The sequence below is a fragment of the Stutzerimonas stutzeri SDM-LAC genome (assembly GCF_000235745.1).
Lineage (GTDB): Bacteria > Pseudomonadota > Gammaproteobacteria > Pseudomonadales > Pseudomonadaceae > Stutzerimonas > Stutzerimonas stutzeri_H.
The window spans coordinates 25,576-39,071 of record NZ_AGSX01000125.1 but is presented as its reverse complement, the minus strand read 5'-3'; the positions used below and the strand labels follow the sequence as shown (position 1 = coordinate 39,071).

At 61.1% G+C, this 13,496-nt stretch carries 12 protein-coding genes; all 12 read left to right on the top strand.

Features of this window, described 5'->3' with window-relative positions; genetic code table 11:
- The 12 genes from PSTU_RS0113030 to PSTU_RS0112975 all read left to right on the top strand — a co-directional run bounded on the left by PSTU_RS0113030 (window position 1) and on the right by PSTU_RS0112975 (window position 12,996).
- Entirely contained in the window at window positions 1–1,518 is a 1,518-nt protein-coding gene (locus tag PSTU_RS0113030) for a PepSY domain-containing protein (RefSeq protein ID WP_019341471.1), read from the top strand.
- Window positions 1,519–1,654: 136 nt separating this feature from the next.
- On the top strand, window positions 1,655–3,724 hold the full coding sequence (treS, locus tag PSTU_RS0113025; RefSeq protein WP_019341470.1) for a maltose alpha-D-glucosyltransferase: 2,070 nt from the start codon (window positions 1,655–1,657) through the stop codon (window positions 3,722–3,724).
- Between the two features lie 104 nt (window positions 3,725–3,828).
- Entirely contained in the window at window positions 3,829–4,455 is a 627-nt protein-coding gene (locus PSTU_RS0113020) for a DUF4157 domain-containing protein (protein WP_019341469.1), read from the top strand.
- A 243-nt stretch (window positions 4,456–4,698) separates the two neighbouring features.
- Entirely contained in the window at window positions 4,699–5,697 is a 999-nt protein-coding gene (locus PSTU_RS0113015; RefSeq protein ID WP_019341468.1) for an NAD(P)H-quinone oxidoreductase, read from the top strand.
- 241 nt (window positions 5,698–5,938) lie between these two features.
- Entirely contained in the window at window positions 5,939–7,246 is a 1,308-nt protein-coding gene (locus PSTU_RS0113010; RefSeq protein WP_019341467.1) for a sensor domain-containing diguanylate cyclase, read from the top strand.
- A gap of 399 nt (window positions 7,247–7,645) precedes the next feature.
- A complete protein-coding gene (locus PSTU_RS0113000) occupies window positions 7,646–7,840 on the top strand; it encodes a DUF2934 domain-containing protein (protein ID WP_019341465.1) in 195 nt (64 codons plus the stop codon).
- A 122-nt stretch (window positions 7,841–7,962) separates the two neighbouring features.
- The gene (locus tag PSTU_RS0112995) at window positions 7,963–10,002 is read left to right on the top strand and encodes an ATP-binding protein (RefSeq protein WP_019341464.1); all 2,040 of its coding nucleotides are present in this window, start codon (window positions 7,963–7,965) and stop codon (window positions 10,000–10,002) included.
- A gap of 233 nt (window positions 10,003–10,235) precedes the next feature.
- Window positions 10,236–10,421: a hypothetical protein gene (locus PSTU_RS21775; protein ID WP_157999801.1), complete on the top strand. Its 186-nt coding sequence runs from the start codon at window positions 10,236–10,238 to the stop codon at window positions 10,419–10,421.
- Between the two features lie 241 nt (window positions 10,422–10,662).
- The gene (locus PSTU_RS21710; protein WP_141566892.1) at window positions 10,663–11,223 is read left to right on the top strand and encodes a hypothetical protein; all 561 of its coding nucleotides are present in this window, start codon (window positions 10,663–10,665) and stop codon (window positions 11,221–11,223) included.
- Between the two features lie 86 nt (window positions 11,224–11,309).
- Window positions 11,310–11,792: a hypothetical protein gene (locus PSTU_RS0112985; RefSeq protein ID WP_019341462.1), complete on the top strand. Its 483-nt coding sequence runs from the start codon at window positions 11,310–11,312 to the stop codon at window positions 11,790–11,792.
- Between the two features lie 48 nt (window positions 11,793–11,840).
- Window positions 11,841–12,122 (top strand): cytoplasmic protein, encoded by a 282-nt coding sequence (locus tag PSTU_RS21370; protein WP_237709868.1) that lies wholly within the window; start codon window positions 11,841–11,843, stop codon window positions 12,120–12,122.
- 103 nt (window positions 12,123–12,225) lie between these two features.
- Window positions 12,226–12,996 carry a hypothetical protein gene (locus PSTU_RS0112975; RefSeq protein ID WP_019341460.1) on the top strand — a complete coding sequence of 257 codons (771 nt, stop codon included), beginning with the start codon at window positions 12,226–12,228 and terminating at the stop codon, window positions 12,994–12,996.
- Window positions 12,997–13,496: the final 500 nt, after the last annotated feature.

Genomic DNA, 13,496 nt, shown 5'->3' with positions numbered 1-13,496 from the left:
ATGAAGCGCTACCTCTACCTTTGGCACCGCTGGCTTGGCATCGGCCTTGGCGTCTTCGTCGTGCTCTGGATCCTCAGCGGCATGGTCATGCTGTTCGTCGGCTACCCCAAGCTGACGCCGGCCGAGCACTTGTCCCGCCTGGCACCGCTGGCAGCCGACTGCTGCGTCGGCCCGGCGCAGGCCCTGCGCGCGGGCGATCCGAGTCGCTCCCCGCTGAGCCTGCAACTGACCAGCGCCGGCGGCTCGCCACGCTACCTGCTCGATTACGGCGATGGCCCGCTGCTGGCCATCGATGCCAGCAATGGCCAGCGCATCGAGCGGATCGGCCCGGCCGAGGCACTGGCCAGCGCCTACCGGTTTGCCGATACGCCGGTGCGCTTCATCGATCGCGTCGAGGAGGACGCCTGGACCCGCAACGGTGCGCTGAACCGTGACCGTCCGCTGTACCGCGTGCAGAGCGCCGACGCCGAGGATCGCCTCCTCTACGTCTCCAGCCAGACCGGGCTGGTGGTGCGCGACGCCACCGCGCACGAGCGCGCCTGGAATCGCCTCGGTGCCTGGCTGCACTGGCTCTACCCGCTGCGCGAGCTGATGCCCAAGGCGGCGTGGGCCGTCGCGCTGATCTACGGCGCATTGCTGGCGGCGTTGCTGACCGTGCTGGGCCTGGTGATCGGCCTGATGCGTTGGCGCTTGCGAAGCGTTTACCGCGACGGCTCGCACTCGCCCTACCCGCCAGGCGCCGGTCGCCTGCACCACAGTGGCGGACTGGCGGTGGGCCTGGTACTGCTGGTCTGGCTGGTTAGCGGGGCACTGTCCATGGAGCCCTGGGGACTGTTTCAGAGCCGCTCGGCAGTGGTCGCCAGCGAGCTGCAGGGCGCGTCCCTGCACACGGCCGCCCTGGGTGACGACCTCGCCGCCGACCTCGGGCGGCTGCAGCGCGCCGGTCTCGCGCCGGTCGAGCTGCACTGGCGGATGCTCGCCGGGCAGGTGGTGCTCAGCGGCGTCGATGCTCACGGCGAGAGCCGCGTCCTGGCGGGTGACGGCGATGCGTCAGCACAAGAGATCCTGGCGCCGGCCGTGCTCGAAGCGGCGGTGCGCCGCGCGTGGCCCGGGGAACGCTTGGCATTCGATTGGCTGCAGCACGAGGACTTCCACTACTACCGGCGTGCCGAACCCAGCCTCTACAGCCAGCTGCCGCGCCGCCTGCCGGTGGTCAGGGTGCGCTTCGACGACCCGGCGGCGACCTGGCTTCACATCGACCCCTACAGTGGTGCGGTGATCGAGCAGCTCGACACGCGTCGACGGGCCGTGCGCTGGATGTTCAAGCTGCTGCACAGCTGGGACTGGCCGCCGCTGCTGGGTCACGCGGTCTGGCGCGACGGCCTGCTGCTGGTCTTCAGTGCCGGTGCCTTGCTGATCGCCGGCAGTGGCGTGTGCCTGGGCTGGCGCCGGCTCAGGTGGCAGCGGACGCGCTCGGCAAGCCGGGCCGCCCGGCTGCGCAAGGCTCGAACGGCCTGAGCCGCTGCGTAGCGCCGATCAGCGGCGGGCCGACGGACCGGGATTGTGCCGCATGGGCAATTCGATGCAACGATGCCGGTGCGTTCGACTCAAACGACTACCTTTCCCTTCAGCGCACCGGGAACCTGACGTCGTTATGAGCACACCAGACAACGCCTACATCGAATGGCTGGAAAGCCAGTCCATGCTGCATGCGGCCCGCGAGCGGGCCCGCCATTATTCCGGCCAGGCGCGGCTCTGGCAGCGGCCCTATGCGCAGGCGCGGCCGCGCGATGCCAGTGCCATCTCCTCGGTATGGTTTACCGCCTACCCGGCCGCGATCATCACGCCCGAAGGCGGTTCGGTGCTTCAGGCGCTGGGCGATGATCGTCTCTGGAGTGCGCTGTCCGAGCTTGGCGTACAAGGCATCCACAACGGCCCGATGAAGCGTTCGGGCGGTTTGCGTGGGCGCGAGTACACGCCGACCATCGACGGCAACTTCGACCGCATCAGCTTCGATATCGACCCCAACCTCGGCACCGAAGCGGAGATGCAGCAGCTCAGCCGCATGGCTGCGGCGCACAACGCCATCGTCATCGACGACATCGTCCCGGCGCACACTGGCAAGGGCGCGGATTTTCGCCTCGCCGAGATGGCCTATGGCGACTATCCGGGCCTCTACCACATGGTGGAGATCAACGAGGAAGACTGGCCGTTGCTGCCGGACGTGCCCAAAGGCCGAGACGCCATCAACCTGCCTCCTCCGGTGGTCGATCAGCTCAAGGAAAAGCACTACATCGTCGGCCAGCTGCAGCGGGTGATCTTCTTCGAGCCGGGCATCAAGGACACCGACTGGAGCGTGACCAATGTGGTGACCGGGGTCGACGGCAAGCGCCGGCGCTGGGTCTATCTGCATTACTTCAAGGAGGGCCAGCCGTCGCTGAACTGGCTGGACCCGACCTTTGCCGCGCAGCAATTGATCATTGGCGATGCCCTGCACGCCATCGATGTCTCCGGCGCGCGGGTGTTGCGCCTGGATGCCAACGGCTTCCTCGGTGTCGAACGCCGCGCCGAAGGCACCGCCTGGTCCGAGAGCCATCCCCTGTCGGTGACCGGCAACCAGCTGATTGCCGGCACCATTCGCAAGGCGGGCGGGTTCAGCTTTCAGGAATTGAACCTGACCATCGACGACATCGCTTCGATGTCCCACGGCGGTGCCGACCTGTCCTATGACTTCATCACCCGCCCGGCCTACCACCACGCGCTGGCCACCGGCGATACCGAATTCCTGCGGCTGATGCTGCGCGAGGTGCACGCGTTCGGTATCGACCCGGCGTCGTTGATTCATGCCATGCAGAACCACGACGAGCTGACCCTGGAGCTGGTGCACTTCTGGACGCTGCACGCCTACGACCATTACCACTACCACGGCCAGACCCTATCGGGCGGCATCCTGCGCGAGCACATCCGTGAAGAGATGTACGAGCGCCTGACCGGCGAGCACGCGCCCTACAACCTCAAGTTCGTCACCAACGGCGTGTCCTGCACCACGGTCAGCGTGATTACCGCGGCGCTGGGTATCCGTGACCTGAGTACCATCACCGCAGCCGATATCGAACAGATTCAGCGCCTGCATATCCTGCTGGTGATGTTCAACGCCATGCAGCCCGGTGTGTTCGCCCTCTCCGGCTGGGACCTGGTCGGCGCGCTGCCGCTGGAGGCCGAGCAGGTCGAGCATCTGATGGCCGAAGGCGACACCCGCTGGCTGCACCGTGGCGGCTACGACCTGGCCGACATCGCGCCCGAGATGGACACCACCAGCGAAGGCTTGCCCAAGGCGCGCTCGCTGTATGGCAGCCTGGTCGAGCAGCTGCAGAACGGCGGCTCCTTTGCCTGCCAGCTCAAGCGCATCCTCAGCGTACGTCGCGCCTACGACATTGCGGCGAGCAAGCAGATCCTGATCCCGGATGTGCAGGCGCCGGGGTTGCTGGTCATGGTCCACGAGCTGCCGGCCGGGAAAGGCGTGCAGATCACCGCGCTCAACTTCAGCGCCGAGACCATCAGCGAAACGGTCACCCTGCCCGGCATCGCACCCGGCCCGGTGGTCGACATCATTCACGAAAGCATCGAGGGTGACCTGACCGAAAACGGCGAAATGACCTTCAACCTCGACCCGTACGAAGGGCTCGCCCTGCGCGTTGTCAGCGCCGCGTCCCCTGTGATCTGACGACGACGGTCGCGTGGCGCTTCGCCACGCCGTCCGGCGCAGCTATAGTGCGCGCCGGACGGCACCCCCCGGTGCCGCCAGCCTTCGATCCGAGAACCCACCGCGTGCCCGCATCCGTCCTGCGACTGTTCCGCCGAGTCTTGCTCGGCGCTGCCTGTCTTTGCGCCACCGCCGCGTCTGCCCAGACGGCTTGCCCGCCGGGCGAGCAGCCCGCCTGCCTTGGCGGTTGCGTCTGTCTGCCCGTATCGCCGCGCGACACCGAAGCGTTCTATGAGCAGGTGCAATGGCTGGCCGCTGCCGGCCTGGAAACCTGGATCCGCCATTCGCGCGACCAGCTGGCCTTGCAGCAAAGCCATGCGATTCCGCTGCACATCCGCTCACAGCTCGAACCCTATTTTCCGCTCGCCGTGCTGGAAACGGCGCGCTACCGCGTCGGCGATGACGTCGTGCTCAATGCGGCCAACACGCTGCTGCAAAACCCGGATGTCAGCGCCGTGACGCTGATCGACATCATCGTGTTTCGCAACGAGGCGGACGCACTGGACAACCTCGCGCTCTGGGCTCATGAGCTGACGCACGTGCAGCAGTACCTCGACTGGGGCGTCGGCGAATTTGCCCGGCGCTACACCCTCGATCATCGCAGCGTAGAACGCCCCGCCTATGCGCTGCAGATAAGGATCGAGCGCGGGCAAGAGCCCGCAACCGCCTCCGGCCCGCTCCTGCTCCGATAGCCAGGCGGAGCACCACTGCGCCGGGAACACAGGATGGCGCCGGGTGCCCAATGTCGGTATCGAGCCGGCTGGTCAGCCTCCTGACCATTGCTGGCAAGCCCATACAACCGGGTCGACGGTGGCCTCAGCGAGGCGCGCACGCGCCATTGTGTGTCTGCCGAGGTTGGCGCCACGCTCGACCGGCACTACTGTGGGCCCACCCGACAACCTGGCCGTCAGGCCCTCGAAAGGAAGACCAAGTTCATGAGTCAGGAAAACATGCGCCATGTCGATCACCGCCCCGGTGGCGGAGCTGAATGTCTGCGGCTGGTCGAAGGCCCCATTCCCGAGCCGGGCCCGGCGGACGTGCTGGTGCGCGTAGCCTATGCCGGCATCAACCGGCCGGACGTGTTCCAGCGCTCCGGCAGCTACCCGCCTCCGCCGGATGCCTCGCCATTGCTGGGCCTAGAGATCTCAGGCGAGATCGTCGCGGTCGGCCGCGACGTGCAGGAGTGGAAGGTCGGCGATCAGGTGTGTGCGCTGACGCCGGGCGGTGGCTATGCCGAATACTGCGTAGCGCCGGCCGAACACTGTCTGCCGGTGCCCAAAGGGCTCTCGCTGCTCGAGGCCGCTGCGCTGCCGGAAACCTACTTCACGGTGTGGAGCAACGTGTTCCAGCGCGGGCGCTTGCAGGCCGGCGAGGCGTTTCTCGTGCATGGTGGCTCTAGCGGCATCGGCCTGACCGCCATTCAGCTGGCCAAGCAGTTCGGCGCCAAGGTCTTCACCACCCTTGGCAGCCAGGAAAAGGCCGAGGCCTGCCAGCGCGCCGGAGCGGACCGGGTGATCAACTACCACGAGGAGGACTATGTCGAGGTCATCGCCGAGGCAACGGAAGGCAACGGAGTCGACGTCATCCTCGACATGGTGGGCGGCGACTACATCGCACGAAACATCAAGTCGCTCGCTATCGAAGGCCGCCTGGTGCAGATCGCCTTTCTCAAGGGCAGCCGTGTCGAGCTCGACACCTCGGCCATCATGCGCAAACGCCTGACGTTCACCGGCTCGACCCTGCGTCCGCGCAGCCGTGCGGACAAGGCCGGCATCGCCCGGGAATTGCGCGAGCAGGTCTGGCCGCTGCTGGAACAGGGCCGCTGCCACCCGGTGATCCACGCCACCTTCCCTCTGTCTGAGGTCGCCGACGCGCACCGGCTGATGGAAAGCAGCCAGCACATCGGCAAGATCATGCTCGAAGTGGCGCGCTGATCCGCGCATCGATGTAAGCGACCGGCCCAGGTCCCGCTTCAACTGCTGGGATTTGTCGCCGGTCCGATCCACGAAACGCCGCGCACCCGCATTCCAGAGCGCACCGGACGCCCGCCTTTGCGTCGCGCTTATTTCGATAAAGCCTAAAAACTGGCTGAAATTTGATCAATCCCGGCCGCGGACTGCCGATAACCCCGGATCGTCCGGGCGATTGCGCCCACTTTCCAGAGGTACAGCGGCCATGTCGCTCGCAACATCCCTGCCCGATCCCGCGCTGACCCAGGCGCTGCTCGACGCCATCCAGGAATTCATCGTCATGAAGGACGGCGAAAACCGCTGGCTGATCGTCAACCGGATCGTCCTCGAAGCCTATGGCTTGGGGGGTGTGGACTATGTCGGCAAGAACGACAACGACCTGATCGCCTACAGCCCGCAGTTCGCCGAGGCCTTCGCCTACAACATCCGCACCGACGAACAGGCGTGGGCGAAGGGCTCGGCGCTGATGGTCGAGAAATCCTTCATGGGCCCCGACGGCCGGATCAACACCTGGGAAGTGATCAAGACGCCCTACTTCGATGCCGCGGGTCGGCGTGAGCGGCTGGTCATCGTCAGCCGCAACATCACCGAGCGCATGGAAGCGCAGAAGGCGATGTATGAAAGCGAGCGCAAATACCGGCTGATCGCCGAGAACATGAGCGACGTCATCGGCGTGTTCGATGTCGACGGCTCGCTCAAGTACGTCTCCTCGTCGCTCGAACCCGTGCTGGGCTACCGCGCGGCGACTGCCGATGCCGAGTCGGTGATGCGCATCGTGCATGTGGATGACCAGCCGGCGATGCGGCGCGCTTTTCTCTCACTGGTCGAGAGGCAAGCCGCACAGCAAAAAGTCGAGGGGCGCCTGCTGACGGCCGCTGGGCGTTACCTGTGGTTCGAGGTGGGCTTTTCCACCGTGCTGGCCGCCGATGGCCAGACGCTCGAAGGCGTGGTATTCGCCTGCCGCGACATCACCGCACGCAAGGATCACGACCAGTTGATGCGGCTGATGGCCGATCAGGACCCGCTGACCGGCGTGCACAACCGGCGGTTTCTGCTCGATCAGCTGCAGCAGCGGCTGGCTCCGAGCGAGCCCGCCGGCCGCGGCTTCGCCGTGGTCTACCTGGATCTGGATCGCTTCAAGAGCATCAACGACTCGCTCGGCCACGACATCGGCGACGAGCTGCTCTGCCAGGTGGTCGAGCGCCTGCGACAGGGCTTGCGGGGGAACGATCTGCTGGCGCGCATCGGCGGCGACGAATTCGTGGTCGTGCTCGACGACGTCGATCAGGCTCAGGCGCGACAGATCGCCGAGCGCCTGTGCGCAACGCTGCGCGAGGGCTGGCAGTTGTCCTGCGGCAGCCTGCGGACCACCTCCTCGATGGGCGTCGCGCTGTATCCACGCGACGGCGATTCGGCCCATACCCTGCTGCGCCGCGCAGACGAAGCGCTCTACGCGGCCAAACGCGCCGGGCGTTCACAGGTCAAGTTCATCTGCGAGGTGGCGGTCAGTTAGGCCGTAGCGAGCGCCGCGGCCGACGCAGCGTTGCCGTATGCCCTGCCCGTCTTGCTGCTATGAATGGCAAATCGAGCACCTTGGCCGCGCAACACGCCGACGGCGAGATGGAGAAGCATGATCGCCATGCCGAGCAGCCTCCAGCCGTAGGACAGATGAGTCTCGCCTACTCTTCGTGACCTTGCGCAGCGTATGCCACACCCATGCCCATTCGTTCGGCTCCTAAAGCGCACAGGCTTAACCCCCGTCCACCAAGACCGTAGCCTCTGCGCTGGCGCTTTCGTCGGCTGGCAGGAACCATCCCCCGCTCCCCCACCTCTGCTTACTACAAGGTGTGCAAATACCGATCACGCCGAGGCGCCAGGTAACCGCGTCTCGGCCAGCCGGGAGGGTAAACCGATGGCAGACGAACAACGTATCCGCGAACGCGCCCACCAGATCTGGGAAGCCAAGGGCCGTCCCGAGGGACGGGACGCCGAGCACTGGGCCCAGGCCCGCGACGAGGTGGAGTTCTACAAGGAAGGCGACGCCACCGCCGGCAGCATTGAAAGCAGCGTCTCGATTCCCATGCCCAAGCGCGACGACCAGCGCTAGCGAACCCGATCCGCGGGGCGCGGCTCACCGTTAGCCGCCCCCGTAGCGGCTTATCCAGCCGCAGCTCGTCATTGCCAAGGACCGATCGGCACCACCCTTCTCAACTTGGTTGCCTTCATTCGATGCAAACACTCGATTTCAAAGCCATTTTTCAAGCGGCGCCCAGCGTGCTTCTGATTCTGTCGCCGGACCCGTCCTTCACCATTCTGGCGGCGAGCGATGCGCAGCTGCGCGCGACATACATGCGCCGCGAGGACATCGGCCGGCCGGTATTCGAGGTGTTTCGCAAGAATCCGGATGATCCGCAGGAGTTCGGCACAGCGGTGCTGCGCGCCTCGCTGGAGCGTGTGTTGCAGACCCGCGCAGCCGACCGCATGGCGATCACCAAGTACGACATTCCCCGGCCCGCATCCGAGGGCGGCGGCTTCGAGCTGCGCTATTGGCGCCCGCTTAACGTGCCCGTGCTGGACGACCATGGCGCGCTGCACTGCATCATCCATCAGGTCGAAGACGTTACCGAAGAGGTGCTGAGCCAGGCGCGCGGCACGCTCAGTCACTCCAACGAGCGCTTTCGCGCGGCCCTGCTCGCATCCGGCACAGGCACCTTCAACTGGTACCTCGACGATGGCAGCCTGCAGCTCGACAGCGCCCTGGAACAGGCCTTCGGGCTGGGCCTGGGGCAGCGGCTCGACAGCCTGGAGCGTCTTGTCGAACGGGTTCATCCGCAGGATCGCACCCGCGTGCGCGAAACCTTCCAGCGCTACGCCGTCGCTGAGGAAGAGGCCGTGGAGTTTCGCCTGGTCGATACCTCGCCGCCACGATGGCTGGCCTGCAAGGCCAAGGCATTTCGTGATGCGAACGGCCACCTCTCTTACGTCGCCGGCGCCTGCACCGACATCACCGCCCGCAAGCTGGCCGAAGAAGCGCTGCGTGTCAGCGAAACCCGGCTACGCCAGCTCAACGATGAACTCGAGGCGCGCGTGGCCTCTGAAGTGGCCGAGCGCAGCCGCGCCGAAGAAGCGCTTCGCCAATCACAGAAAATGGAGGCCGTCGGCCAGCTCACCGGCGGCATCGCCCACGATTTCAACAACCTGCTGACCGGCATCGTCGGCAGCCTCGACCTCATGCAGCGCCGCCACGCGCGCGGTGAAATGGACGTTGACCGCTACATCAACGCGGCGGTCACCTCGGCCCAGCGTGCCGCGGCGCTGACCCAGCGGCTACTGGCGTTTTCGCGCAGGCAAACGCTGCATCTCAAACCGGTCGATGTGAATCAGCTGGTGGCCTCGCTGGAGGACCTGCTGCACCGCACCACGGGCGAGAACATCACCCTCGAAACCAAGCTCAGCGCCGGCCTGCTGCCTGCCTGCATGGATGCTAACCAGCTCGAAAGCGCAGTGATCAACCTGGTCATCAACGCCCGCGACGCCATGCCCCACGGCGGCAAAATCACCGTCTCGACCGCCTCCTTCGTCATGGGCGGCCGGCCCGACCCGGCCAAGCGCGGCCTCACCGAGGGCGAATACATCCTGCTCACCGTCTCCGACACCGGCACCGGCATGACGCCGGAAGTCATGGCGCGCGCCTTCGAGCCCTTCTTCACCACCAAGCCCATCGGCCAGGGCACCGGCCTCGGGTTGTCGATGGTCTACGGCTTCATCAAACAGGCCAAAGGCTACGTGCAGATCGAGTCCGAACCCGGCCGCGGCAGCCGCGTCTGCCTCTACCTGCCCGTCCACCACGGCGAAGCCGTCACCCCGCTACCCGAAAACGAGCCGGTACCCAACGGCGCTGGCGAAACCATACTTGTGGTCGAAGACGAGCCCGTGGTGCGCTCCCTCGTCGTCGAAGTGCTCAACGACCTCGGCTACGAAACCATCGAAGCCGGCGACGCCACCGAAGCCCTGCCCAGCCTCGAAGACGGCCAGCGCATCGACCTGCTCATCACCGACGTCGGCCTGCCCGGCATGAACGGCCGGCAACTGGCTGACGTCGCCCGCCAACATCGCCCCAGCCTCAAGGTCCTGTTCGCCACCGGCTACGCCGAAAGCGCAACGGCCAAGGACTTTCTCGGCCGTGACATGGCCGTCATCACCAAACCATTCGCCATCGAAACCTTCGCCAGCAAGGTGCGCGAAATGCTCGGCGCGCAGGCGGGTTAAGCCCGGCCTCGCCTCGCGCCAGGAGCAAGCGAAGCCGCAATCGGCTGACCCTACAAAAAGTACTGATTTAGCCTATCGCCCGCTTTACCGCGCCCCATGGGCTGAGTAACGTGGCGGACGCGACAGACCGCGTGCACCAGTTCACACCGCTCACACCGGCTTAAGCCAAGCCGCACCCACGCCCACACCAAGGACAGGTTCAGATGGCCCGCTTTTTCCCCCGTTCCCTCGCAATGCCCCTTCGACATGTCCGGCGACCGTCCCTGTCCGGCATCGCCTACGCTTCCGGCGTCAGCTCAGAAGGGCGCGGCGAACGCTACGGCAGCCAAGACAGCGTCAAGATCGTCAGCGTGCGCCTCAGCCAACGCCTGGCGTTCGGGGTCGTGCTGATTCCGGGATGGACGAGGGGTGTTGAGTGAGTAAAAAACTAGCTGGCCATCCTTACGTAGTTCAAGTCGCAACGCCCGTTAGGCGGAGCATGCTGGGGCCCGTATCCATGGGGTATAAACTTCCGAACAGGCGCTGCTATGGCTGTAAGGTTCGAACTAGAGCGGGTTAGGTAGGTTCGTCTGGAATGTTATACACCAGTCCCGTCGGGCGTCTTATACACCATTTGGTGTCTAATCATAGTTATGTACTCATCTGACACTGGAGTAGCCTTTGAAAATCTATTACGTCGACGCTGAAAATCTCGGCCTCAGTATGTTGGATGAGCTAACTATCTCCATCCTCGATAGAGTTTTCGTATTCACAAACTCAGAAAGTCTAAAATCTGCATGCAGTAACGCGCTATTAACCTGCGTAAGCGGTTATCCGACGGGGCAAAATCAGGCAGACTTCTACATAATTGCTCATCTATCAAACGTTTTATCGCATCTCTCAAAGGCTGAGAAAAAAGCAATAGAGTTCAATCTTTGCTCTAAAGATCAAAATCTTTGGAAGGCGTTTGAGTTTCAATGCTCACTTGCAGGCGTAAAATCTAGCGCACCGCATATCGCCATAGAAGCCGAGCCAAATAACGTTGTAGTAGCAATTGACACATCCATTGAGGCAAAAATTCTCAAGCTAATGTCTCAACCCATCACGTCAATTGAAATACAACATAAACTCAAAGTTCCGCAGTCCGAGTTTACTACATCATTCAATCAGCTTATAAAAACTGGAAAAATCAAGCGCCAGGAAAACTCAAAGAAACATTGGCTACGAGTTAAGAGCACATAACAACTGGTTCAAACCGTTCGCTTCGCTCACTGGGACAGGCTAAAGCCCGCCCCTTAACCAAACGTTAACCATCGAAAGAGACGCCAATGGATACCATGACCATAGAACCGATGACCGTGCTGTATGCAACGCGGGAGCTTTCAATCCCAGAGGTCGGCATCTACGGAGAAAAGTACTGCGCAGAAATCATGGAGGAGGTAGAGAAGTACGGCTTGCGTGTCGCCGGGCCTTGGGTTTTCGTCTCGTACAACCTCCCAAAGAATGGGAAGGATCGCTATAGCGTCGAGTTTTGCCTTCCAATCGCCAGCGGGGAAGCTTATGCCGGAGGGAAATTCTCCATCAAATCGCTAAGGCGCTTCTCTTGCGCCTTTGTTGAGTACAAAGGAAAACTGCGGCAGCTTTTTACAAAGGGGTATCAGCCGTTGGTTCGTGAAATTGTCGCCGCGAAGATGAATTTCACTGGTGAAAGCCGAGAGGTCTATCACGTTTGGATCGGGCCGAATTCCCCGGAAAATCGAATTGAAATCCAATTTGGTGTTGCTGATGAGTTATGCACAATAGATGGCTAACCCGTAATTCCAGCGGACTGCCTTCGGCAGCCGCTGAACTCCAACGTTATGCATAAACCCAACGAAGTTATGCCAAATATATTTGACTCAACGGATATAAAAGAAGCCCACAAGCATTCCATTCGGCATCGTGGCGAGCTCAGAGATAGCGAGGCCTGCGGCTGCTTTTATTGTCTTGAAATCTTCGACTACAAAAATATCGAAGAGTGGATCGATGATGGTGATACGGCTTTGTGCCCCGGCTGCGGAATTGATTCGGTAATCGGGTCTGCTTCTGGCTTTCAAATTAGCCGCGAATTTCTTTCTGCCATGAAGAAACATTGGTTCTAACTATGGCGCAAAGCATAACAATTGGTTCAAATCGCTCGCTTCGCTCGCTGGGACGGGCTAAAGCCCGCCCCTTAACCAAACGTTAGGTATTTAGAGGAAGACCGTGAAGGATCTCGTTAAAAACCCGATAGGAATTGTAGCCCTCTTCATATCCTTGATTTATGGATTTGCCAATCTTCTTTTGGGCGTAACAGCAACAGCGCTCACATCAGAAGAACGGCAGCCAATAATCATATTTATTGTTCTTTTCCCTGTCGTGGTGCTAGGGGTTTTTTACCTACTTGTATCTAGGCATCATGGAAAGCTATATGCACCAGGAGATTACAAAGATGACAAATCTTTTCTCCGGACATTGTCACAAGAAGAGCGTGAGGAAAAACTGAATAAGGAAATAGAGGAAGCACTCCCCACCAGCGAACAGTCAGAAAAAATACCTCCTTCGGCTACCACTCAAGGCGTACAAAAACCGATTCGCGTCAATTCCGAATATCGCCAAGAAATCCAATTTGTCGAATCAATGGTAATTTCACGCTTTGAAAGTGAACTCAATCAGAGAGCACAGCGAGATATTGGCATAGGTGACACCGGCGTATACTTCGACGCCCTCTTCGCTAGCGAAAAATCGATAACCTGCCTTGAAGTTAAAATGGTCCGCAGCGCAGTATTTGGAAACTCCATAATCGATAAGGTGCTTTACGGTGCAGTTGTTGCCGATAAATATTTAGATGCCAAATTTAAGCTTATCGTCGCACTAGTTTATTCCTTTGAAAAAGAGGAACTCTTAAGAATAGAAAACTATTGGAGAAAAAGAATTGAGAAATGCCCTGCCTCGGTTGAAGTAAGATTCATTGCGCGCAGTGAGCTAAACACCTAACTAGTGGTTCAAGCCGTTCGCTACGCTCACTCGGGACCGGCTAAAGCCGGCCCCTTAACCAAACGTTAGGCGTTTTCCCAAAACTGAGATTACCTTATGCCTTATGAAGGCCTTTACTATTTACCGCATAAGATATCCTGCTCAGAAAATGCAGAGGTGGAGTTCAGGTTAGCTTTTAGCAGCAGAGAATCTGACGAACATAAAGGTATTGTTTACTTTTTTCTATCGGAGAAACCGATCCCTAGAGTATTGGGTGAGTCTCGGATTTTATATATCGGAAAATCCAATGCATCCTTGCGCTCGCGATACTTTCGATACTCTAAAAAACTTTTTACAAATAGAAGCGGTAAATTTTATAGCCACATAATAGAAAAATACGGCGCGATATCGTTTGGGTATTTTTTATCGAGCGACCCCAAAGCAGACGAGCGCAAATATTTTAGAGAGTATCTCGATAAACACTTAGAATATCCCCCAAAGTCAAAAGTCGGCTAAAACCA

What these genes read in the sequence shown, in the direction of transcription:
- PSTU_RS0113030 (WP_019341471.1), top strand. Translation starts at nt 1, where the DNA reads ATGAAGCGCTACCTCTACCTTTGGCACCGCTGGCTTGGCATCGGCCTT.
- treS (WP_019341470.1), top strand. Translation starts at nt 1,655, where the DNA reads ATGAGCACACCAGACAACGCCTACATCGAATGGCTGGAAAGCCAGTCC.
- PSTU_RS0113015 (WP_019341468.1), top strand. Translation starts at nt 4,699, where the DNA reads ATGAGTCAGGAAAACATGCGCCATGTCGATCACCGCCCCGGTGGCGGA.
- PSTU_RS0113010 (WP_019341467.1), top strand. Translation starts at nt 5,939, where the DNA reads ATGTCGCTCGCAACATCCCTGCCCGATCCCGCGCTGACCCAGGCGCTG.
- PSTU_RS0112995 (WP_019341464.1), top strand. Translation starts at nt 7,963, where the DNA reads ATGCAAACACTCGATTTCAAAGCCATTTTTCAAGCGGCGCCCAGCGTG.
- PSTU_RS0112985 (WP_019341462.1), top strand. Translation starts at nt 11,310, where the DNA reads ATGGATACCATGACCATAGAACCGATGACCGTGCTGTATGCAACGCGG.
- PSTU_RS21775 (WP_157999801.1), top strand. Translation starts at nt 10,236, where the DNA reads ATGCCCCTTCGACATGTCCGGCGACCGTCCCTGTCCGGCATCGCCTAC.
- PSTU_RS21370 (WP_237709868.1), top strand. Translation starts at nt 11,841, where the DNA reads ATGCATAAACCCAACGAAGTTATGCCAAATATATTTGACTCAACGGAT.
- PSTU_RS0113000 (WP_019341465.1), top strand. Translation starts at nt 7,646, where the DNA reads ATGGCAGACGAACAACGTATCCGCGAACGCGCCCACCAGATCTGGGAA.